The following is a 23580-nucleotide window of genomic DNA, read 5'->3' on the forward strand; positions in this document are numbered from 1 at the left end:
ATGTTAATTAAATTCTACCATAAAAGTCAGAATTAAGTCAAATTAAATATGATATTTTTTGTAAAGATTATATATAAAAAAAATTAATAAAAAAAATCAAAAAAATATGAAACATTTTTTTAAATGAAAAATGATATAATATACAATGACAAGATGTCTTCTTATAGGGGTGAGATAGCATGTATAGAAAGATGAGCATAGAAAATTTTAATGAAAAATTGAACCAAAAAACTCATATTCCAGGTGGTGGGGCAGTTGCGGCTATTGTAGGGTCTTTAGCGGCATCTTTAAGCGGAATGGTTGCCCAATATACACTTGAAAATGAAAAATATGAACAACATGAAAGTAAAGTAGAAAAAGCTTTAGAAAAACTGATACATATATCCGATGTTTTAATGGACTGTGCAGACGAAGATTCAAGAGCTTTTGATAAGGTTTCAAAAGCTTATAAAGGCATAGGGGATAAAGATTTAGCATTGAGAGAAGCTGCCTTAGTTTCGGCTAAAATATCGAAATTAGGATATGAAATAATGGAAATCTCTTATATGTTATACAAATATGGAAATAAAAACCTTAAATCGGATGCACAAATTTCTTGTTATCTTGGATATTCTGTTTATAACTCTGGATTAATACTTGTAAAAGTTAATGCTAAAAGTATTAAAGACAAAGAAATAAAAGAAAAAATAGTTGGAGATATAGATAAAATAATTATAACTGCTGACAAATTGTTAAAAGATATTAGAAAAGAAATAGATATCGATTAAAAGTTAGAAATATTACGTATATTACAACGTAAGTTATAAAATAAAAATTACAAGGAGGGTAGACGTTATAGTAAAACATGTAATATTATAAAATAAAAAAATTTTATAAGTTTTACATAACGATTTTAAATAATTAATGTCAAAAATAAAATATGAACTACTACATGTTGATAAATACTCAAAAGCGAGAAGAGGAAGAATACATACCCCACATGGTATTATAGAAACACCTGTTTTTATGCCTGTTGGTACTAATTCAACAGTTAAAGGATTAACAAATGATCAAATAAAAAATATAGATTCTGAAATAATACTTTCAAATGCTTTTCATCTTTTTTTAAGACCTGGAATGGAAATAATGAAAGATTTTGAAGGTATACATAATTTTATGAATTGGAATAAACCTTTATTAACTGATAGCGGAGGATTTCAAGTTTTTTCTTTAAAGGATAGAAAAATATCAGAAGAAGGAGTGCTATTCAGATCCCCTCTTGATGGATCAAAAATAATGATGACTCCTGAGAAATCTATGGAAATCCAACAAACAATAGGTTCGGATATAGCAATGGCATTTGATGAATGTGTAAATGCTAAATGGGGATATGAATACATGAAAGATTCGGTTGATAGAACTTATAGATGGGCAAAACGCTCATTTGAAGCACATAAAAAAGAAAATCAATCACTTTTTGGAATTGTTCAAGGCGGCTTATTTAGCGATTTAAGACAAAGAAGTTTAGAGCAAATAACTTCTATACCATTTGACGGATTTGCACTTGGAGGTCTTGCAGTAGGGGAAAAATATCAAGAATCAGAAAAAGTGTTAAAAGAATTTGGTGATAAACTTCCAAAAGATAAACCTAGGTATATAATGGGTATAGGATCACCAACCATGATGTTTTTATCTGTAGAAAATGGAATGGATATGTTCGATTGTGTATTACCAACGAGAATGGGAAGACATGGTACAGCATTAACTTGGAATGGAAAATTAAACTTGAAATCGGCAAAAAATAAATTTGATCATAGTCCTATAGAAAATGATTGTAATTGTTATGCTTGCAAAAATCATACAAGAGGATATATAAATCATCTCTTAAAAAGAGATGAAATGTTGGGTAAAACTTTAATATCTATACATAATCTATACTTTAACATACACCTTATACATAAAATGAGAGAAGCGATAGAAAATGATTCTTTTTTAGATTTCAAAAAAGAATTTTTTTCAAATTCGTCATATCCTTTACAAAATTAAAAAAATTCAAAAAAAACAATCGGGCTTATGTCCGATTGTTTTTTTGAATTTAAATAAACTGTTATGAATGATATTCATCTCTAATTAATTTTTAATAAAATTAATATATAATAACTATATATTGACTAAAATATGATTTAATGGGTGATAAAAATGAAAATAGAAAAAATAATCTGGAGAGTAATATTTATTATATACATTACTCTTATTTTTTATTTATCTTTAAGTAAGCCAATAATACCATACTCTACTTTTAAATATGAAGATAAAATAATTCATTTTATAGCTTATTTTATAAGTTCAGACCTATTTTTTATGGCTTTTAAAAATACAAAAAGAAAAATTTTATTCAGTATTTCGATAATATTATATATATCTTTTCCAATAATAACCGAATATATACAATCTTTATCAAAATATCATATATTTAGTTATTATGATATGATAGCAAGTCTTGGAGGTTTATTTTTTGGAATGATATTTTTTCTTATAAAAAATAAAGCCTTCAAGTAAAAATATCATTAAAATATTATGCTATAATTTCTTTTGGAGGTGTACAATTTGAAAAAAATAAAATATGCTATAGTATATCTTAACATAGAACCAAATTATGCTAAATTACATAATTTACCAGTAAAATTACCAATTCTCGCGGAAGATTTTTATAAAGCAAAAAATGAAAATAAAATACCTTTAGACATAATAATAAGAGGACTTGAAGCTCAAATAAATGTAAAAAAAGATGAATATTATTCGAGTTATTTAGTTTATCATTATTATGAAATGTTTAAACAATTGATGAATAAAGAAGATTTTGAATTAGCTTACAAATATTTATTAAAAGCTAAAGAAATTTTACATGATTATAGATTTCATTTTTATTCCGGTTTATATTATGCAAAACTCGGAAATGAAGAAATTGCAGAATTAGAATTAAAACAATCCATAAGTGAAAAAAAAGATTTTGCTTATGGATACTTTGAGCTTGGAAATTTAATGTATTTCAGAAAGATTTATGATGAAGCTGTCGATTATTACATAAAAGCTATAGAATCAGATAAAGAATTTTCGCTAGCATACCTAAAAATAGGAGATATATTCGCAGAAAATGGAAGATATGAACAGGCAATAGAAAACTACTTTAAAGTTATTAAATTAGATTCTCAATTTATTCCAGTTTATCAAAGATTAGGAGTAATCTATAATCAACTAGAAAGATATAAAGATGCTTATCTAATACATAAAAAAGCATTGGAAATAGATAGAAACAATTATGAAATTTATTATAATAATTCATATAGTTTATCAAAACTTGGCAGACATTTAGATGCCATAAAAAATTTAGAAAAGGCACTTACTATAAAAGAAACGGATTTTATTCTTCATGAATTATCCTTAGAATACAAAAATATAGGAGAGTTTATAAAAGCTATAAATGCAGAAGAAAAAGCTTTAAAACTTTCAAGTGATGAAAACAAAAATCTAATATATTTAACACTTTTAAAATTATATACAATAATTGAAGATGAAGAAAATGTAATAAAAAATTATAACAAACTTAAAAATACTGATTTACAAATACCTTCAAAATCACTTTTGATGTTTTTTTACCTTTCAAAAGGAGATATAGAAAATACAGAAAAGATTTTAAGCAAACTAAATAAAGAAGGACTATTTTTAAGTTTACCATTAAGATTAGACAAAATAGATACTTATTTAGAAAAATTAGAAAGTTATACAGATTTGGCAGTTGAAAAAGCTTTATTAGAAAGTTTTGATGATGATGGAATGATAGATGCCAAAATTCTTTCAGAAAAATTATCAGAAAATGGATTAAAAGGAGAATATATAGGTTGGTTAAAAGAACCTTTAGATAAAACATCTAAATTAAAACCATTAGGATTAAAAGTAATAATAAATGCTCTATACTTATCTGGATTCAACTATGGATTATCAGAAAGAGTAGAATCAACACTTTCAAAATACTTATGGAAAGATAATTATGGATTAGCTTTTTCAAAAGTTCTTTTAAGATACTATCAAAATAGAGTTTTTGGAGAGCAAAGTAATTTAGAAAATTTTATAGAAGAAATAATAGAAGAAATAAAAGATTTAAACTATAAATTTTCTAAAATAATTTCGGAATATGAAACATATATATTGGACTTTGATTCTATTTTAGAATCGAATATGAAAACATTTGAAGATGCTTTATACATATTTTTATCAGCTATGAGATTTGATTTAAGTATTGAGGAAATAGAAAATCAAAAATTCAAAAATGAAGAAGTAAAGGATTTAATAATGTTTGTAGCAAAGTTAAACAGATTATAAGGGGTGTAAATAATGAAAAAGAGCCTGTTATTTATTTTAATATTTATTTTTAGCACAATTTCATTTTCTTCAATAAAAGCAGTAATGCCAAAAAATAATCAAGAAGAAGTTGATTTAAAAATAATATTTAAATGGAGTTATGAAAGTGATCAAAATGATAAAAAAGTTAAATTTAGATTGTATATATCAGAAAATCCAAATATAAAAGAAGAGGATTTAAAATTAAATAATCTTTTTTCAAACTTTTATGCAGGCGATGTTTTAAAACCCCAAACAACGTATTATTGGAAAATAGAAGCATTATCTGAAGGGAAAGTTATAGATAGTCAAACTTTTAGATTCAAAACAAGAGAATTACAAAATGGAGACATATATCAAATATTTTTTGAAAATTATAAAAGTTTAATACCATATGGAAAATATTTTATAGGTATAAACAATGATTCATTTGAAATAATAGATGAAAATAAAAATAAAATAAAAACAATAAATGTTAAAGGAATAATAGAGAATATATATAAAAAAGAGATAATTTATATAAAAACTAAAGAAAAATTATATTTATTATATCCAGATATGATAATAAAAGAATTTAATTTTGATAAAAAAATAATAAAAGTAAATGAAGAGACTTATATAACAACAAAAAACGAAATATATGAAATAAAAAGTAATAAAATAGAGAAAATATATAGTTCACGTGAAAATATCATAGATACAAAAATATTTGATCAGCACATAATAATAGCTTTAAAAAATAAAATACAAATATTAGACTTTGATATGAAAAATATAAAAGAAATAAATTTTAAAGAAGAAATACAACAAATCCTTACATCAAAAAATAAAATATTTATTATAACAAAAGACTATATACAAGAACTCGACAAAAATTATGATGAAATAAAAAGACTAAACTTTAAAATATCTTCGGATAAACTAAATAGAAAGTATTATATACACAGTGAAAACATGATAATTCTTGCTGGAAATAATACATTACAAATTTATAATGAAAAATTAGAATTGATAAAAAACATAAATTATGAAGAAAAATACGATTATTTTATATCTTTAAATGAAGATAAATATGTGTTAATAGGAGAAAAAATAAAAGCTTTTGATAATAACAATAAAAACATATGGTCTTATTCTTCAATAAGCCCATTAACTCCTATATCAAAACCATATAAAGATGGATCTTTGATATCAATAGGAATAACAGACTATGTTGACAGATATATAATATTTTTTGAAGAAGATATAACAAATGAAACAAACTATAAAAAAGTAATACAAAAAATAGAACAGGATTCAAATGAAAAAGAAAATCAAACAAAATTTGAAAACACAGAAGAAAAAATCCCAAAAGATACTGAAAATACTGTAGAACCTATGAAAAATGATGAAGACCTAATTAATATAGATCATACAGAACCAGCAACTGTTGAAAATACTATAAATGAAATTACAGAAGAACCTACGCCATTAAATATAACAGAAAATGCTACAAAAATAGATCTTGAAAAAGAAATAAAAAGTTTAACTCAAAAATCAACCGAAACAACTAAAGAATCAACGATAACTAATTTTACTAAACCAGCCACAAAAATTGATAATATAAAAGAACCAAATATATTTGAACAAATATTTGGATTAGTTCCAAAATATGATTATAAAATAAATTTTGATTATGATGAAATAGATGAAAAACAAATAAAAATTACTTGGGATGGAACACCTATTACAGATAATTTTATAATCGAACTCAATGATAACAAAATTTTAAATACAGTAACTACAGAGTCAACTGAAGCTACATTGACTTTAGAAAAAAATAAAAATTATAATTTAAAATTATTTACTATAAAAGACGGAAAAAAAATAAACTTAGATTCTAAAGATTTTAAAACTACAAACTTTCAAAAAACGGTCATATTAGATAAACTATACGATGAATATGCTTATAAAGTAGTATCAGATGAAAATAATTTTTACATTGCAGGTTATGAATCAAGAGATTCATGGAAAGCAAAAATAATAAAAATAAATAAAAATTTAAAAGAAAAAAAAGAATACATATTTGGTGGAGATGGTACAGATTTCTTTAAAGATATAATAATTACAAAAGATGCATCAGAGAATGCAAATTTAGTAGCTATTGGAGATACATCATCAAAAGGCTTAAATGGAGATGCTTATATAGTTTCTATAACTTCAGATGGAACTATAAATTATGAAATAAATTATGGTGATTTTGGAAGAGATAGTGGAATATCTATTTCTAATATAGACGACGAAAGTTATGTTGTATCCGGTAACTTTTTTACGAATAATAGATTAACAGATATCTTTGTATCAAAATATACAAAAGATGGTGCAAGAATATGGACAAATAACTTTGGTGGAAAAAATTTAGAAATCGCCAACTCAGTTGTTAATAATTCAAATCAAGGATTTATAGTTGTAGGATATACGAGATCATTCGGATATGGAAAATTTGATATATATGCTATAAATATAGACTATTATGGTAAAGAAAAATGGTCTAATGTGTATGGAGATGAAAATGATGATATTCCAGTTGGAACTATAAAATTGGGTAAGAAATATTACATAATATATGAAAATGAAGGCGAAGAAATATATCATAGTATTGTAGAATTAGATGAAAATAAAGGATTTGGAAATTCTTTCAAACAAAAATCAGAATACAAAGAAAAATTACTTGGAACAAAAGTAATAAATGATGAAATATATACATATGGATACAGAGAAAAAAATAATAAAAAATTAGGAATAGTTTATAAAATAAATATAGAACAGAAAAAATTTGAAGAATTTTTAGAAATAGAACTTGATGGAGACTATCAAATAATAGGCTTGGATATACAAGATGAATATATATATACATATGGAAACATTATGACAAAAAGAAATACGAACAATATAGTAATAACAAGAGATATTATTCAACAAAAGAATCAAGATCAAATTCAAACAAAAGATTTAGAAGAAAAAAAGGAGATAAAAAATGGAATTATGTAGTGTTTTTGGAAAATGTGGTGGTTGTGAATTCCTTGATATAGAATATGATGAACAATTAAAAAATAAAGAAAAAAAAGTTTTTGAAATATTTAAAAATCTTAATTTAAAACCAAAAAATTATCATGGGATTGTAAAATCTCCCAATACATATGAATATAGAAATAAAATGGAATATACATTTGGAAATGAATCAAAAGATGCCCCATTAAACCTTGGAATGAAAGCAAAAGGTAGAAAATTTGATGTTCATTATACCAAAGACTGCAAGCTTGTAGATGATGACTTTAACCAAATAGTAATTTTTACAAGACAGTTCTTTTTAGAAAGGGAATATACATTCAGAAATTATAGGGCTCATAAAGGGTATTTAAGGCATTTATCTGTTAGAAAAGGATTAAACACAAATGAACTATTGATAAATATAGCTACAGATCAAACTGATGAAAATGATAAGGATATAAAACTATGGGCTGAAGGAATACTAAATTTGAAACTAAAAAGTAAAATAGTATCGATTCTTCACAGTAAAACCGGAGCAAAAGGAAATGTATTAAAAGCAGACAAATTAGAAATAATATATGGAAAAGATTATTATATAGAAAAAATATTAGACTTAAAATTTAAAATAGGTCCATTTTCATTCTTTCAAACTAATACATATGGGGCAGAAAAATTATATGAAACAGCCATTCAATATGCTGAAAACACTGATATAACATATGATTTATATTCAGGAACGGGTACAATAGCCTCATTATTATCAAAAAAATCAAAAAAAGTTTATGCTGTTGAAATAATAAAAGAAGCAGTTGAAATGGCTAAAGAAAATGCAGAATTAAATGATATATTTAATGTTGAATTTATATGCGGAGATGTAAAAGAAGAAATAACAAAATTAGAAGGACATCCTGATTTTGTTGTACTTGATCCACCAAGAGCAGGATTAAATCCAAAAGTTTTAAAATTTTTAAAAGAACAAAAATTTAGAAAAATAATATATGTATCCTGTAACCCAGAAACACTTGCAGAAAATATAAAAGAAGTTGAAGATTTATACGATTTTCAACATTATCATTTAGTAGATATGTTTCCCAATACAAGGCATATAGAAAGTGTTGCAGTGCTAGAAATAAAATAGAGGTGGATTCTCATGGAACAATGGTTTACCATAGAAAAGATAGATGATGAAACATTTGCTATAAGTGAATATGGTCATTGGGAAAAAATGCATTCATATCTAATTGTTGGAAATGAAAAAGCATTATTAATAGATACAGGTTTAGGTATTGGAAACATAAAAAAAGAGGTAGAAAAACTCACCAATCTCCCTATAATAGTTTTAACTACACATTTTCATTGGGATCATATAGGGGATCATAAAAGATTTGATGAAATATATATAAATGAGCTTGAAAAAGATTGGTGTTTAGAAAAATTTCCAGTACCAGAAAAAATAGTAAAAAATAATTTAGAACCTAAAAATTTCAGTAAAAAACCTCCAGAAGAATTTGATTTAGAGGAATATAAAATTTTTAAAAGTGATAAAGTAAAATATATAAAAGATGATCAAATAATTAATATAGGAAATCGTGAAATAAGGGCTATGCATACTCCAGGTCATTCTCCTGGGCATATGTGTTTTTTTGAAGAAGAAAGAGGATATCTCTTTACAGGTGATCTCATATATAGCGGTACATTATACGCCTTTTATCCAACAACTGATCCTATAAAATTTAAAAATTCAGTTGAAAAAATAAGTAAAATAAAAGGAATAAAAAAAATATTGCCAGCACATAATGAATTAAAAATAAATATTGATATCATAGATGAAATATTAAAAGCATTTGAAAAGATAGAATCTGAAAATAGATTAGAACAAGGAAATGGAATATTTCAATTTTCAAATTTTAAGATTCATATATAAAATATTTAAATAAAAAATAATATAGAACTCCAAAATAGATTTGTAATTTTTATCTTCTATTTTGGAGGTTTTTTTATTATATTTTGACTTGAAAAGTCTTCAAATAAGTTATTATAGATTTTTCGCTTTCCGAAGTTAAAGAATAGCTACCTTTATGAAGGCACCAATCAAAAACCATTCCTCTACCTAAACGCATACATACTTCAGATACTTCTTCAGGGTTAAAATTAGGCAGAAATTCTCCGGCTATAATACCTTTTTCAAGAGATTCTTTAATTAAAACATAAGGGTATCTTTTAGAACATAAAGAATATCTATCTTCGCTTGTAAGTAAATGGGTATAAGCATCGGCTACAAACCTCCAACCTAAATCTTCAATAAGAATATTTGCCCTATTAAAAAGTTTTAAAATCCTATCTAAATTATTCTCATAAACTATATTTTCTATATTTTCAGCAATCATGGAGTCTATTTGAATATAAGATTTTTCCAATATTTTTTCTTTAGAATCAAAATAATGATAAAAAGTACCTATAGAAACATTGGCTTTATTACAAATATCTTTTATTTTAACTTTTTTAATTCCTTTGCTTTTAAATAATTCTAAAGCTATTTCAGTTATTTTAAACTTAGTATTTATAGCTTGTTTTTGTCTGTTTGTTAGATTATTCAACTTTTTCACCTCGCATTAATTATATATTTTTTTTTTAAGATATACAAATATTATCAAAATAATGGATATTTATGCAAATAATTGGAAAAAATGTAAAATAAGTTAAAAAAACTTTAATTTAATCTTTGTGAAGAATTTGACAATATTTTTTTGTAATGATAAAATTCCATTGAACTTAATTCGGTGAATTAAATTCGATATATTAAAAGGGGGAATTTTATGAACTATGATGTAATCATTATAGGTGCTGGAAATGGTGGATTATCAACTGCTACTAAATTAGCAATAAATGGCAAGAAAGTTTTAGTATTAGAAAAACATAATATACCTGGAGGGTGTGGAACAAGCTTTAGAAGGGGAAGATTTGAATTTGAGGTTGCACTTCATCAATTGAGTTCTATGGGAAGTTCAGAAAAACCTGGTCCATTAAGAGAACTTTTTAAAGAATATGGAATAGAAGACAAAATAGAGTGGATTCCTATAGAATCATTGTTTAAAGTTAATTTTCCAGATGGAAAAGGAGTATCTCTGCCAGCTAATAGGAAAGATGCTGAAAAATTATTAAAAGAAAAATTTCCTGATGAATCCGAAAATATTACAAATTATTTTGATACAGTGTATAACTTTAGTATAGAAACTGACAAATTTGCAGAAATGCAGGCTAATTCTGTTAATGAACCAAGTAAATTAAAAAAAATAATGATAAAACAATTTTTTAGTAAAAAATTTCCGACGCTTGCAAAATATGCATTAAAAAGTACTCAAGAAGTTTTGGACGAATTTTTCAAGAGTGTAGAATTACAATTATGTGTGAATGCGTATTGGTGTTTTATGGGAATGCCTCCTAATAGATTTCCTTTTTCAATACTTGCAAGATGTACTTATATTTATATGGAAGATAAACCATATTATCTTAGAGGTGGATCACAAGTTATTTCACAAGCTCTTGCTGATACTATAAGAAATAATGGAGGAGAAATAAAATATAATTGTGGAGCAAAACAAATACTTATAAAAAATGGTAAAGCTTATGGAGTGATAGATGAGTTTGATAATGAGTATAAATGTGATTTTGTTGTATCAGGAATATCTCCGATAGAAACGTATTTTAATTTAATAAAAACAGAAGAAAGTGTGAAACAGGCTAAAGAATATTTAAAGAGTTATACAGTTGGAATATCTGCTTTAACATGTTTTATTGGATTAGATTGTACACCTAAAGAAATTGGATTTACAGATAGTTTTAATTTAAATTATGAAAATCTTGATTGTAATGAATCATTTCAAAATGCATATAAATTAATGCCAGATATAGATCCGCTTATAAATACCTGTTATACAGTAGATGATCCAAAAGTTTCTCCAGAAGGAACTACAGTTATAACAGCTGGTACTTTAAAATATGGAAAAGCATGGATGGAACTATCTGCCGAAGAATATTATGAAACTAAATATAAAGCGGGCAATATGATAATAGATCGTTTAGAAAAAAAATATCCTGGATTTCGTTCACATATAGAAGAGTTCGAAGTTGCGACTCCATTAACCCATATGAGGTATTTAAAACATCCACAAGGTGCTATATACGGATTTGAACAAGATTTGAAATCAAGTGTTTTTTTCTTTCCAAGAGAAGAATATATAAAGAATTTAACTTTTTCAAATGGTTGGGTAAATATATGTGGATTTGGGCCAAACTATCTTTATGGAAGCACAGTTGCGGATAAGATTCTTAAAGGAGTTGAAAAATAATGTCAGATTTAAAAGAAATGATAATAAGAACGATGCCTAATGGAAAAGAAACTTTAAATGAAATAAAAGTTTTGAAAAAAACTGGTTATGATTATAGCCTTGAAAAAGGAAAGGTAGAGAAAACAATAAATAGATTGCATAGAGATAATTTAAAATTAATAGTATCTGAAATAAGAAATATTAATGAAAATGCAAAAACATTTAGATTGATAACAAAAAATGAATATCTGCCAGTTTTTCAAAGTGGACAATATATAAATTTATTTGTTGAAATAGATGGAGTTAGAACAAGTAGACCATATAGTATATGTTCTTCAAATAAACAAAGAGCATATTATGAAATTACAGTTGCAAGAATACAAAATGGATTTGTTTCAGATTATTTTTTAGATAAAGTGAAAGTTGGAGATGAATTTGAAGCTAATGGCCCAGCCGGAGTATTTCATTTCAATCCTGCTTTTCACAATAAAAATAATGTTTATATAGCAGGTGGAAGTGGTATTACTCCTTTTATAAGTATGATAAAAGAAGTTACAGAATCAGGATTGGATAGAAATATTCATTTGATTTATGGCTGTCGTGATGAAGATAATATTTTATTTAAAGAAGAATTGGAAAGAATACAAAATAAACATTCAAATTTTAAATTTTCTGTTATTTTATCAGAAACAAAACAAACATACAAAGGATTGAAAGGATTTATAGATGAAAAATGTATTAAAAATCTTATAAAAGATATAAAAAATAAAACATATTATATATGTGGTCCACAAATAATGAACGATTTTGTAGTTAATGAATTAGAGAAAATGAATATAAAGAAAAGTATGATCAGAAGAGAAATGTTTGGAAGTAGACAAGATATTCAAAATGAACCAGGATGGCCGAAAAATTTATCAGGTAATGAAACTTTTAAAATTAAAATAAATGATAAAAAAGAGATAGAAGCGTTTAGTAAAGACTCATTATTAACAACTCTCGAGAAAAATGGTATAAGAGTAAATGTATGTTGTAGAAGTGGGGAATGCAGTCTTTGTAGAGTTCAATTAAAAAAAGGTAAAGTATTTATGCCAAGAGGAGTTTTACTTAGACATGCAGATGAAAAATTTGGATATATTCACTCTTGTAAAGCTTATCCTATAACTGATATAGAAATATGCATCTAAATAATATAATAATGGGGGAATTAAAATGACAAATTCTGGTTTTGAAAAAAAGGGAATAAATTCTAACTTAATTTTAATTATAATGACTGGAATATTCACTGCTTTATCTATGCTCACCTCATATAATCCTATTTGGGCAAATATTCCAATCAATATCATAATACCTATAATAGTTCTTTTGAAATTAAAAACAGTATTTTTTGAAAAATTAAAACTTTCTACTCTTCTACTCATGAGAATACTGGTTGTTTTTGCTGCTTTAAATCTTTTAAATGGACAACTGTATGTGAAAATTGTCATTATATTTTTGGTTATCAACATATTGGAAGCTACAATTACGGATTTAAAAAGAAAAAAATATTTTAATTTTATAACTGGATTAATATTGGCAATTTCAATATTTTATATGAAAGGAACATGGTTTGGAAAATATTATGATGCAAATCTTCCAACAGATATTGGAACAGTATTTTGGTGGATTGCCTATACAATATGGAATTGGTTTTTTGTTACGAATGAATTTAGTCCTTCTATTGCAAAGTTTCATTTAGGAGTTTTAACTGCTCCTTTAATAGGAGTTTTGATAACAAGAAATCCAGGATTATGGTTAATATTTAGAGCAAATTCTTTAACTATCGCAGGTTTTATTCAAATAGCTAAAAAACAATATTGGGAAGAAAAAATGAAAAGTGAAAAATTTGAATATTTTGTTAAAAAAACACAAAATACTTCGGCACAATTGATTTTTATGATTATCAATGTATCGCTAATTTTATTATCTGTTTTGATTTAAAGGATGGGGGGGAATTAAATGTTCTTTTTTGATAAAATAAATTTATCTTCTTTTATTGCTGCTTTATTAGTATTATTGGGTTTGATATTAATAAATGAAATAACAAGAAGAAATAAATGGATATCAATATCTGTATATATAATAATGCCTATAATATTAACAATGACTGTATGGCCAAAGACTGCTGGGGCGGGAACATCTTCTGGATACTGGTTTGCATGGGTTAAAACTTATTCTGCTTTAATAGGAGTAATAGGGTTTATGGCTTTAAGATATATAAAAAAATTAGAAAATAATAAATTTATGCTACTTTTTCCAGGTCTTATATTATCAATAAATATATTGGAAGCAGTTTATAGAGATTTTGAATGTTTTAGTAAAACGGGAATTATAGAAAATGGTTTATATATGTTGGGGGGACCTTGGAATATAATAAATGGAATTGCTGGAATAATAAATATATTAACCATAACAGGTTGGGGATATATAAGAATTTCAAGAAACAAATCAAAGGATATGGTTTGGGCAGATCAATTATGGTTTTGGATTTTAGCATATGGAATTTGGAATATATCATATTGTTATAATGCAATATCTGATAGATCTTTTTATGCAGGGTTTATACTTATTTTATCTTGTGTAATTGCAGAATTTTTTGTAAAAAAAGGTATATGGCTTCAACATAGAGCACAAACTTTAGCAATATATACAATGTTTACATTAACTTTTCCAAGCTTTGCCAGCAACTCTATTTTTGCAGTAAAATCATCTCATAAACCAGAAGCTTTACTCTTGCTAAGTATATTATCATTGATCATGAATGTTTCTGTATTAATATATGAAATATATACTATTAAAAATAATAAATTAAATCCATTCAAAAATGAGATATATACGAAATTAAAATCTTATAAAAAGAATTTAAAACAAAATAAACTTTAAACAAAAAGGTAGAGAATTAAAATCTCTACCTTTTTTTATTAAAAAATATTTATTTTTGACTCATTTTTATAAAAATTTGTTAAAATATTATTATGTATAAAAGTGAGGTGATTTATGAAAAACAAATCTACTTTAAAATATTTTTTTATTATTTTAATAATAATAGTGACATATTCTATTATAAGTTTAATTGCAAATTATTTTAGCATAATGAACATGGCATATGAAGAAAGAAAAAGAGAATTAATAAATTTAGTTGATTTAGTTGATAATGTTTTCGAATACCATATAAATCTTGTAAAAAACGATATAATAACTTATGAAGAAGCTAAATTGAGATTATATGATCTAATACAGGATATTAATTATGAAGATAGCAATTATATATTTACTTTAAATTTAAATGGAGAAGTAGAAATACCCTTTACAAAATATGAAAAAGGAGATAATCTTTTAAATTCACAAGATATAAATGGAAAATACTTAATAAAATCATTTATAGATATAGTAAAAAATCATGATGAAGGATATTTAGAATATTATTGGGAAAATCCAGCTAATGGACAAATTGAAAACAAACTTTCTTATGTAAGAATAATAAAAGAATTAAATTGGTTTTTTGGAACTGGAATATATTTAGATGATCTTCAAAAAAAAGTAAATCAACAGTTCATATCTGAATCTATATACCTTTTATTATTTTTAATTTTATTAATAATAATTATATTTATTGTATATAAAAAGCAGCAAAAAAATTTAAAACTTCTATTAGAGAAAATAAATAATTATTCTGAAAAAAATTTAGAAACAGATTTTTATATAAATTCTAATGATGAAATAGAATTAATATCTATGAAATTAAATAAAATGGCAGATAATATAAATCTTTTAATAAACAGTTTAGAAGTAAAAAATCAAGAAAATAGTGTGCTGAATGAAAAGTTAATTGAAAATGAGAATAAACTTTTAAAAAATAATGAAGAATTAAAATCTGCAAATGAAGAAATGTATGCAATAAATGAAGAACTTGAACAATCTTATACAGAAATAAATATACTTATCAATAAAATTGAAAATTTAATATTAGTTATGTATTTAAATTATGAAAATGTAGAAGATTTTTTTCTTAATATTTTTTATATACTTGAACAGTTTATAACTGAATTTGATTATGGTGCAATTCTGTTGAAAAAAAATGATAAAATTGAATTTTTAGAAACCATTGGACATGATAAAGAATTATTAAATTCAATTTATTTGAATTCTAAAAAAATAAAATTATATGAAGAGGTAATAGAAATAGAATCTTTAAAATTATATGAAGATAAATTTGATGAAGAAACTATAAAAATAATAAACAAAGCTATAAAGCCTCATAGAAGAACATTGATAATCCCTATAAAATCTAAAAATAAATTATATGGAAATATAGGACTTGATATATCATCAGACAAAAAAGAGAGTGAATTTTCGAGAATATCTATTGATTTTTCAAAATATTTTGCAAGTTTAATACAATTATATTTAACAATACAAGAATACAATGATGAAATAAATACTTCATACCTAAGTTTTGCAAGAAAATTAGCGGATCTTGCAGAATCTTATGATGATGAAACTGGGAACCATATTTTAAGAGTTGGTAAATTGGCTGGTTTTATAGCACAAAAGATGGGATTAAATGTAAAAAAAATCAAAGAAATAGAAGATTTTGCTCCATTACATGATATAGGTAAAATATATATAAGTAAAGAAATTTTGAAAAAACCTGGTAAGTTGACATCAGAAGAATGGAAAGAAATGAAGAAACATACTTCATATTCATATAGATTACTTGGAGGTGATAAACATTTTGAAACGGCTTTAAATATTTCATTATATCATCATGAAAAATATAAAGGTGGAGGTTATCCTTTTAATATTTCAGGAGAAAAAATTCCAATAGAAGCTTCTATAGTATCTTTAGTAGATGTTTATGATGCCTTAAGGTCTAAAAGGCCATATAAAGAAGCTTATACTCATGAAGAATCATTAAAAATAATATTTGATGGTACACAGAGGACAAAATCTTCAGATTTTGATCCAAAAATATTAAAAGTTTTAAAACAATATGAAAAAGAAATAAAAGAATTATGGGACAAATTAAATTAAAAGGAGATATATTATATGGTAAATATGTTTTTATATCGCAATGATATAAATGATTTATATATTTTTGAAGAAAATAATAAAATAATTAATATATCATATGGTCCAATGAATATTGAATATATAGAAAAAGAAACAGATTTAATAAAAGAAACTTATAAACAAATTAAAGAATATATGAATGGAAAAAGAAGGAATTTTGAGATTCCATTACAAACAAAGGGGACAGTATTTCAAAATAAGGTTTGGGAAGAATTAAAAAAAATACCTTATGGAAAAACAGTATCTTATAAATATATAGCAGAAAAAATTAACAACCCAAAAGCTTATAGAGCTGTTGGAATGGCCAATAATAGAAATCCGATATCTATAATAATTCCATGTCACAGAGTAATAGGTGAAGATGGTTCATTAGTGGGCTATGGCGGTGGGCTGCATATAAAAAGAGAACTTCTAAAAATAGAGGGAATATTAATTTAAAACTTTTAAAATTGGAGGTTTATATGAAAAATTTTGAAGATATGAAATATATTAGACCAGATGAAGATTTTTTTTTAGATTTAAAAGAATTAATAGAAAAATTTAATTCAGAACATCAGTTTGAAAAACAAAATAAGATCTTAAAAGAAATAGAACTAAAAAAGAGATTTTTTATAACTATGAGTAGTTTATGTCATATAAGATATACAATAAATACTGAAGATGAATTTTATAAGAAAGAAAAAAATTATTTTATAGAAAAAACACCTACTTTTGATAACAATTTAAAAATATTTCATGAAAGTCTTTTGAATAGTAAAAATAGAAGAAGTTTTGAAGATCTTTATGGAAAAACATTATTTAAAAAAATTGAACTAAGTAATAAAAATATGAATGAAGAAATTATGGAAGATTTAACAGAAGAAGAAAAATTAGCAAATGAATATGTTAAATTAACAGCATCTGCTAAAATAAATTTTGAAAATAAAAAATATAATATATCCCAAATGACACCATTTATGGCTTGTGAACAAAGAGATGAAAGAAAAAAAGCTTGGGATGCAACATATAACTTTTTTTATGAAAATATAGAAAAATTTGATTCTATATACGATGAACTCGTAAAAAAAAGAACAAAGATAGCTAAGAAGTTAGGATATAAAAATTTTATACAAGTTGGATATAATAGAATGGGCAGATTAGGATATGGCGAAGAAGAGGTAAAAAAATTTAGAAATGCAATAAAAAAGTATATAGTTCCTATAACACAAGATCTTATAGAAAAACAAAAGAGCAGAATAAATATTCAAGACTTCAAATATTATGATTTAAACTATTATTTTCAAGGAGGTAATCCTTATCCAAAAGATGATTATGAAAAATTGATCGAAAAATCAATTTTAATGTATGATAATCTTTCTAAAGAAACCTCAGAATTTTTTAGAACGATGAAAGAATATAATCTTTTTGATTTAAAAAGTAAAAAATCTAAAGCAACTGGAGGATATTGTACATATTTACCAGAATATAAAGTGCCCTTTATATTTGCAAATTTCAATGGAACAGATCATGATATAAAAGTTTTAACTCATGAAACAGGTCATGCTTTTAATGCATATATTACAAGAAATTTTGATTTATTGTTGAATTCATCAATAACTATGGAAATTGCTGAAATTCATTCTATGAGTATGGAATTTTTCACTTGGAAATGGATGGAAAGTTTTTATGATGAAGAAACAGAAAAAGCAAAATATTTACATTTAATAAAGACTATATTCAGTATACCTTATATGTGTACAGTTGATGAATTTCAACATGAAGTATATAAAAAACCTGAACTTTCAGCATTAGAAAGAAGAAAAGTATGGAGAGAATTAGAAAAAGAATATACACCTTATAAAAATTATGAAGGGAATAAATATCTTGAAGATGGAGGGTATTGGCAGAAACAACTTCATATATATAGAAAACCTTTTTATTATATAGATTATGCTTTGGCAAGGATATGTTCATATCAATTTTTATTTAAATCTCTTGAAAACTTTGAAAAAAGTTGGGATGATTATATGAAATTAAATAAATTTGGTGCTAAGAAAGAATATATAGATCTTTTAGAATCTTCAAACTTAAAAACTCCTTTCGAAGAAAAAAATATAAAAGAAATTGCTGAAAATTTAAAAAATTTACTTGATAAATTTAATTTTTAATTTAAATAATTGGAGGAATTTTTTGCATGATACCCCTTAAAAAATTTATAGATGAAAATAATAAATATTTTAATATAAATATAGAGAATTCAAGATTTGAAAAGTGTGAAGATAATTATGTTGGAAGTTTCAATCCAATTGATAATATAAATAATAATTTATGGTTTGAAAAAGAGTTGAGAGAAAGAAATAAAGAATATATAAAAATAAAAAAAGAAGAAATTCGTAGATTAGAAAATAAAATAATTATAATACTTGAAAGTCCTCATGTAGAAGAATTTAATTCTCAAAAATTGAATTTTCCAGCACCTGCTATGGGAAAAACCGGAGAAAATTTACAAAAATATTTTATAGAGAGCATGAAAAAATATCTTGAAAATAAAAATTATAATATAATTCTTATGAATTCAATACAATATCAATGTAGTCTTGGCTATGATACAAATATATATAGAGATAGATTATGGCTTGAACTTTGGGAATATGAAGATTATGATTGTGATTTTATAAATAGGCTAAATATTTACGAACCAGATATAATAGTAAATTTATGTACTAAAGGTTCTCATAAAAAAGATCCTTATATGAAAGAAGGCGCAAAGAGTTCTATAAATAAAAAATATTTAGATTCATTGATAAATAAAGATAAATATAAAAAAATAAAAAAAACAACATTAAAAGATCTTACACAAGAAAAAATAAATAGGTTTTTATATTCACAAAATAAAAATATTAAATGTTACTCCGGAAGACATCCCTCTTTTTGGTCTATAATAAGAAATAGAAAAATAGAAGAATTAATATAAAAAACAACCTGTTTTATAATTAAAACAGGTTGTTTATATATTTAAATATTTTTTATTATATTATAAAATTCCTTTATTTTGTTAGAACAAAGAATATTTATATATTTTTTTATGATTTCTATATCTTTATTCCACCATTTTATTTCTAATAACATAGATATTTCTTCTTCTGAAAATCTTTTTTTTATAAATTTTGCAGGATTTCCAGCAACTATAGAATAAGGTTCAACATCTTTGGTGACAACAGATCTTGTACCTATTACAGCACCATCTCCAATATTAATACCAGGCATTATTATGACCTCGGAGCCAATCCAAACATCATTACCAACGATGGTGTCTCCTTTTTTTTGCCAACCATCCCTAGAATTTTCATTTAAATCAGGTGTATAGAAGAAAGGATAAGTAGTTATCCAGTCAAATCTGTGGCCTTGATTACCTGCCATTATAAAAGTGGCTCCTGAACCTATTGAACAAAACTTTCCTATCTTTAATTTATCAACATTTTCAATATCATCAGATAAATATCTAACACAATAATCTTCAAAATGTTTTTCATGATAATATCCTGAATAATAAGTATAATCACCAACTTCTATATTTTTATTACTTATATGATCTTTTATTATATAACCTCTTGACCAATGTTCGAAAACATTATTTTTCATAATTATTCCTCCTAATATGGCTTCGTTCTTAATATTATAAATTAAAATTCAATTTGAACGAAGCCATATTAGGCTGTTTTTTTCTGATCATTTAACATTTTAATCCCTCCTGAAAAAAATAATAACATATTTTTAATTTATTTGGTTTAATAAATAATTAAGAATAATGACTTATAAATAAAAATTTATTAGGGTATAATCGATAAAGTAAATTTTATAAAATGGGGTGTTTTTATGGCATATAAAGATTTAGGTGATTTTATAAATACCTTGGAGAAGAAAGAACAACTCAGGAGAATTAAAGTAGAAGTTGATAGTGAACTTGAAATAACTGAAATTGTGGATAGAGTTTCAAAAGAATATGGCCCTGCACTTTTATTTGAAAATGTGAAAAATTCTAATTATCCAGTTTTAATAAATGCTTTTGGGACTTATGAAAGAATGAATTTAGCATTAGAAGTAGAAAAAATAGATGATATAGCAAATGATATAATAGAACTTTTAGATGTTTCAAGTTATATAAGTTTAATGAACAAAATTAAATCTATTCCAAAACTTACAAGAATGTTGAAAGTATTTCCTAAAAAAATAAGTCATGCTCCTTGTCAAGAAATTATAGAAGATGCAGATTTAGATACATTACCAGTTTTAAAATGTTGGCCAGAAGATGGAGGGAGATTTATGACACTTCCTCTTGTAATAACAAAAGATCCAGAAACAGGAATGCAAAATATGGGTATGTACAGACTTCAAGTATATGATAAAAATACTACGGGTATGCATTGGCATTTACACAAAGATGGGAGATCTATATATGAAAAATATAAAAAAATAGGGAAAAAAATGCCTGTAAATGTTGCACTTGGATGTGATCCAGCAGTTATATATTCAGCTACAGCACCTTTACCAAAAGAGATAGATGAAATGTTATTCGCAGGATTTTTGAGAAAGAAACCTGTAGAGCTTGTAAAAGCCATCACGAATGATATATATGTTCCAGCAAATGCTGAATTTATCCTCGAAGGATATGTAAATATAGATGAACTTAAACTCGAAGGTCCTTTTGGGGATCATACAGGATATTATTCTTTAGCTGATATGTATCCTGTATTTCATGTTGAAAAAATAACTAGAAAAAAGAATCCAATATATCCAGCAACTGTTGTTGGTAAACCTCCAATGGAAGATTGTTATCTCGGTAAAGCAACTGAAAGAATATTTTTACCTTTAATGAAGATGTATGTTCCAGAAATAATAGATATGAATTTTCCATTAGAAGGAGTTTTTCATAATTGTGTGATAGTATCAATAGATAAAAAATATCCTGGTCATGCAAAAAAAGTTATGCATGCACTTTGGGGTATGGGACAGATGATGTATACAAAAATGATAATAGTAGTAGATAAAGATGTAAACCCTCAAGATTTATCTACAGTTGCTTGGAAAGTATTTAATAATATAGATGCAAAGAGAGACTTAGAAATTGTTAATGGCCCTTTAGATGCTTTAGATCATGCATCTAATTTACCACATTTTGGTAATAAATTAGGAATAGATGCTACTAAAAAATGGAAAGAAGAAGGACATTCCAGAGAATGGCCGAATGATATAATCATGAAAGATGAAATAAAGAATCTTGTAGATAATAGGTGGAACGAATATGGTATTGAGTAAATTAAAAACATATGGAGAATTAGTCATGTTTTCTCATACACTTTTCTCTCTGCCATTTGCATTAATTTCTATGTTTTGGGCTGCGAATGGATTACCAAATTTCGATGTTTTTTTATGGATTGTAATAGCTCTTTTTGGTGCAAGAAATGGTGCAAATGCTCTTAATAGAATAATAGATGCTGAAATAGATAAAAAAAATCCAAGAACTAAAGATAGACATATACCAAAAGGCAAAGTAAAAAAAAGAGAAGCTTTATTAATAGTAATCTTTTGTTTTGTTATAATGGAAATATCTGCGTATATGCTCAATCCATTATGTTTATATTTATCTCCTTTAGCAATAGCAATATTCGTAATTTATTCATATACTAAAAGATTTACTTGGTTATGCCATATAATACTCGGAATAGCTTGCGGTGGAGCTCCAGTTGGAGCATGGATTGCAGTTAAAGGAACGATAGATATTGTTCCGATTTTACTTGGAGCAGTTGTTACAGCTTGGGTCGGAGGTTTTGATATCATATATGCAACACAAGATTACAACTTTGATAAAGAAAATAAATTACATTCTATACCAGTCTTTTTTGGAATAAAAGGATCTTTAATTATATCGAGTTTAATGCATATTTTTTCAATAGGAATTCTTTTCTTATTATACTATATTATGAACATGGGAATATTTTATTTAATAGGATTGATAATAATATCGATATTACTTTTTATTGAACATAAAATGGTTTCACCAAAAGATTTAAAGAGTATGAAAATAGCCTCTTATAGTATAAACCAAATAGTGAGTGTTTTATTCTTAATTTTTACTTCAATAGATATATTTTTTTAATACTGGAGAGAATGACATGAAAAAAATTATTATAGGAATAACAGGTGCCAGTGGAAGTATTTATGCACATAGAATTATAGAAGAACTTTTAAAACTCCAAAATGAGGTTCATATTATAACAACTCAAACAGCTGAAGAAGTTATTAAATATGAACTTGAAACTGATATACATCATCTTATTCAAAAGTATGAAGAAATTGGTAAAATAAATTTTTGGAATAATAAAAATTTATTTGCTCCAATTGCAAGTGGATCCTTTGATATTGATGCTATGATAATTGTACCTTGTTCTATGGGAACACTTGCAAAAGTGTCCAATGGAATCTCTGATAATCTTTTATGTAGATGTGCAGATGTTTGTTTAAAAGAAAAAAGGAAAATAACCTTAGTCCCAAGAGAAAGTCCTTTGAGTTCTATTCATATTGAAAATATGCTTAAATTAAGTAAAGTTGGAGTTAATATAGTACCCCCTATGCCATCTTTTTATGATAAACCTCAAAAAATAGAAGATATAATAAATAATTCCATTGGTAGAATTATTAAAAGTATAGGTATAAAAAATGATATTTTTAAAAAATGGAATGGAGGAAATTAAAA

General features: G+C 24.9%; 20 protein-coding genes. 18 read left to right on the plus strand and 2 right to left on the minus strand.

Annotation, left to right across the window (positions count from 1 at the left end; translation table 11 throughout):
• Positions 1-179: 179 nt before the first annotated feature.
• The 7 genes from C7380_RS08425 (at position 180) to C7380_RS08455 (ending at position 9331) form a co-directional block, all read left to right on the plus strand.
• Positions 180-767 carry a cyclodeaminase/cyclohydrolase family protein gene (locus tag C7380_RS08425; RefSeq protein ID WP_109605063.1) on the plus strand — a complete coding sequence of 196 codons (588 nt, stop codon included), beginning with the start codon at positions 180-182 and terminating at the stop codon, positions 765-767.
• Between the two features lie 136 nt (positions 768-903).
• Complete coding sequence (gene tgt / locus C7380_RS08430; protein WP_109605064.1) at positions 904-2025, plus strand: tRNA guanosine(34) transglycosylase Tgt; 1122 nt, start codon at positions 904-906, stop codon at positions 2023-2025.
• 153 nt (positions 2026-2178) lie between these two features.
• On the plus strand, positions 2179-2538 hold the full coding sequence (locus C7380_RS08435; RefSeq protein ID WP_109605065.1) for a VanZ family protein: 360 nt from the start codon (positions 2179-2181) through the stop codon (positions 2536-2538).
• Between the two features lie 48 nt (positions 2539-2586).
• Positions 2587-4359, plus strand: a complete 1773-nt coding sequence (locus C7380_RS08440) for a tetratricopeptide repeat protein (RefSeq protein WP_109605066.1) — start codon at positions 2587-2589, stop codon at positions 4357-4359.
• A 12-nt stretch (positions 4360-4371) separates the two neighbouring features.
• Positions 4372-7407, plus strand: coding sequence for a hypothetical protein (locus C7380_RS08445; RefSeq protein ID WP_109605067.1), 3036 nt, complete (start codon positions 4372-4374; stop codon positions 7405-7407).
• Positions 7394-8545, plus strand: coding sequence for a 23S rRNA (uracil(1939)-C(5))-methyltransferase RlmD (gene rlmD / locus C7380_RS08450; protein ID WP_109605068.1), 1152 nt, complete (start codon positions 7394-7396; stop codon positions 8543-8545). Before C7380_RS08445 ends, rlmD begins: the two co-directional genes overlap by 14 nt.
• Positions 8546-8557: 12 nt before the next feature.
• Positions 8558-9331: an MBL fold metallo-hydrolase gene (locus C7380_RS08455; protein WP_109605069.1), complete on the plus strand. Its 774-nt coding sequence runs from the start codon at positions 8558-8560 to the stop codon at positions 9329-9331.
• Positions 9332-9407: 76 nt separating this feature from the next.
• On the opposite strand, the gene C7380_RS08460 is transcribed toward C7380_RS08455, so the two are convergent.
• The gene (locus tag C7380_RS08460) at positions 9408-10004 is read right to left on the minus strand and encodes a TetR/AcrR family transcriptional regulator (RefSeq protein WP_158274854.1); all 597 of its coding nucleotides are present in this window, start codon (positions 10002-10004) and stop codon (positions 9408-9410) included.
• Positions 10005-10223: 219 nt separating this feature from the next.
• Between C7380_RS08460 and C7380_RS08465 the strand changes: the two genes are divergently transcribed.
• The 8 genes from C7380_RS08465 (at position 10224) to C7380_RS08500 (ending at position 19800) form a co-directional block, all read left to right on the plus strand.
• Positions 10224-11756 (plus strand): phytoene desaturase family protein, encoded by a 1533-nt coding sequence (locus tag C7380_RS08465; RefSeq protein WP_109605071.1) that lies wholly within the window; start codon positions 10224-10226, stop codon positions 11754-11756.
• Entirely contained in the window at positions 11756-12922 is a 1167-nt protein-coding gene (locus C7380_RS08470; protein WP_109605072.1) for a flavin reductase family protein, read from the plus strand. Before C7380_RS08465 ends, C7380_RS08470 begins: the two co-directional genes overlap by 1 nt.
• 25 nt (positions 12923-12947) lie before the next feature.
• On the plus strand, positions 12948-13715 hold the full coding sequence (locus C7380_RS08475) for a hypothetical protein (RefSeq protein WP_109605073.1): 768 nt from the start codon (positions 12948-12950) through the stop codon (positions 13713-13715).
• 18 nt (positions 13716-13733) lie between these two features.
• Positions 13734-14657 (plus strand): DUF5692 family protein, encoded by a 924-nt coding sequence (locus C7380_RS08480; RefSeq protein ID WP_109605074.1) that lies wholly within the window; start codon positions 13734-13736, stop codon positions 14655-14657.
• A gap of 114 nt (positions 14658-14771) precedes the next feature.
• A complete protein-coding gene (locus tag C7380_RS08485; RefSeq protein WP_109605075.1) occupies positions 14772-16808 on the plus strand; it encodes a cache domain-containing protein in 2037 nt (678 codons plus the stop codon).
• Positions 16809-16823: 15 nt separating this feature from the next.
• Entirely contained in the window at positions 16824-17285 is a 462-nt protein-coding gene (locus tag C7380_RS08490) for a methylated-DNA--[protein]-cysteine S-methyltransferase (RefSeq protein ID WP_109605076.1), read from the plus strand.
• 23 nt (positions 17286-17308) lie between these two features.
• A complete protein-coding gene (locus C7380_RS08495; RefSeq protein ID WP_109605077.1) occupies positions 17309-18994 on the plus strand; it encodes a M3 family oligoendopeptidase in 1686 nt (561 codons plus the stop codon).
• Positions 18995-19020: 26 nt separating this feature from the next.
• Positions 19021-19800, plus strand: coding sequence for a hypothetical protein (locus C7380_RS08500; RefSeq protein ID WP_109605078.1), 780 nt, complete (start codon positions 19021-19023; stop codon positions 19798-19800).
• Positions 19801-19841: 41 nt separating this feature from the next.
• Here the strand turns inward: C7380_RS08500 and C7380_RS08505 are convergent, their stop codons facing one another.
• Positions 19842-20468, minus strand: a complete 627-nt coding sequence (locus tag C7380_RS08505; protein ID WP_109605079.1) for a CatB-related O-acetyltransferase — start codon at positions 20466-20468, stop codon at positions 19842-19844.
• A 234-nt stretch (positions 20469-20702) separates the two neighbouring features.
• On the opposite strand from C7380_RS08505, the gene C7380_RS08510 reads away from it, so the two are divergent.
• Genes C7380_RS08510 through C7380_RS08520 form a run of 3 tightly spaced genes read left to right on the plus strand, consistent with a single transcriptional unit; the run spans position 20703 to position 23578 of the window.
• Positions 20703-22142 (plus strand): menaquinone biosynthesis decarboxylase, encoded by a 1440-nt coding sequence (locus C7380_RS08510; protein ID WP_109605080.1) that lies wholly within the window; start codon positions 20703-20705, stop codon positions 22140-22142.
• Positions 22129-22983, plus strand: coding sequence for a UbiA-like polyprenyltransferase (locus tag C7380_RS08515; RefSeq protein WP_109605081.1), 855 nt, complete (start codon positions 22129-22131; stop codon positions 22981-22983). Before C7380_RS08510 ends, C7380_RS08515 begins: the two co-directional genes overlap by 14 nt.
• A 16-nt stretch (positions 22984-22999) precedes the next feature.
• The gene (locus C7380_RS08520) at positions 23000-23578 is read left to right on the plus strand and encodes a UbiX family flavin prenyltransferase (RefSeq protein WP_109605082.1); all 579 of its coding nucleotides are present in this window, start codon (positions 23000-23002) and stop codon (positions 23576-23578) included.
• The last annotated feature ends 2 nt before the right edge of the window (positions 23579-23580 follow it).

It is taken from the genome of Oceanotoga teriensis, from assembly GCF_003148465.1.
Classification (GTDB): domain Bacteria; phylum Thermotogota; class Thermotogae; order Petrotogales; family Petrotogaceae; genus Oceanotoga; species Oceanotoga teriensis.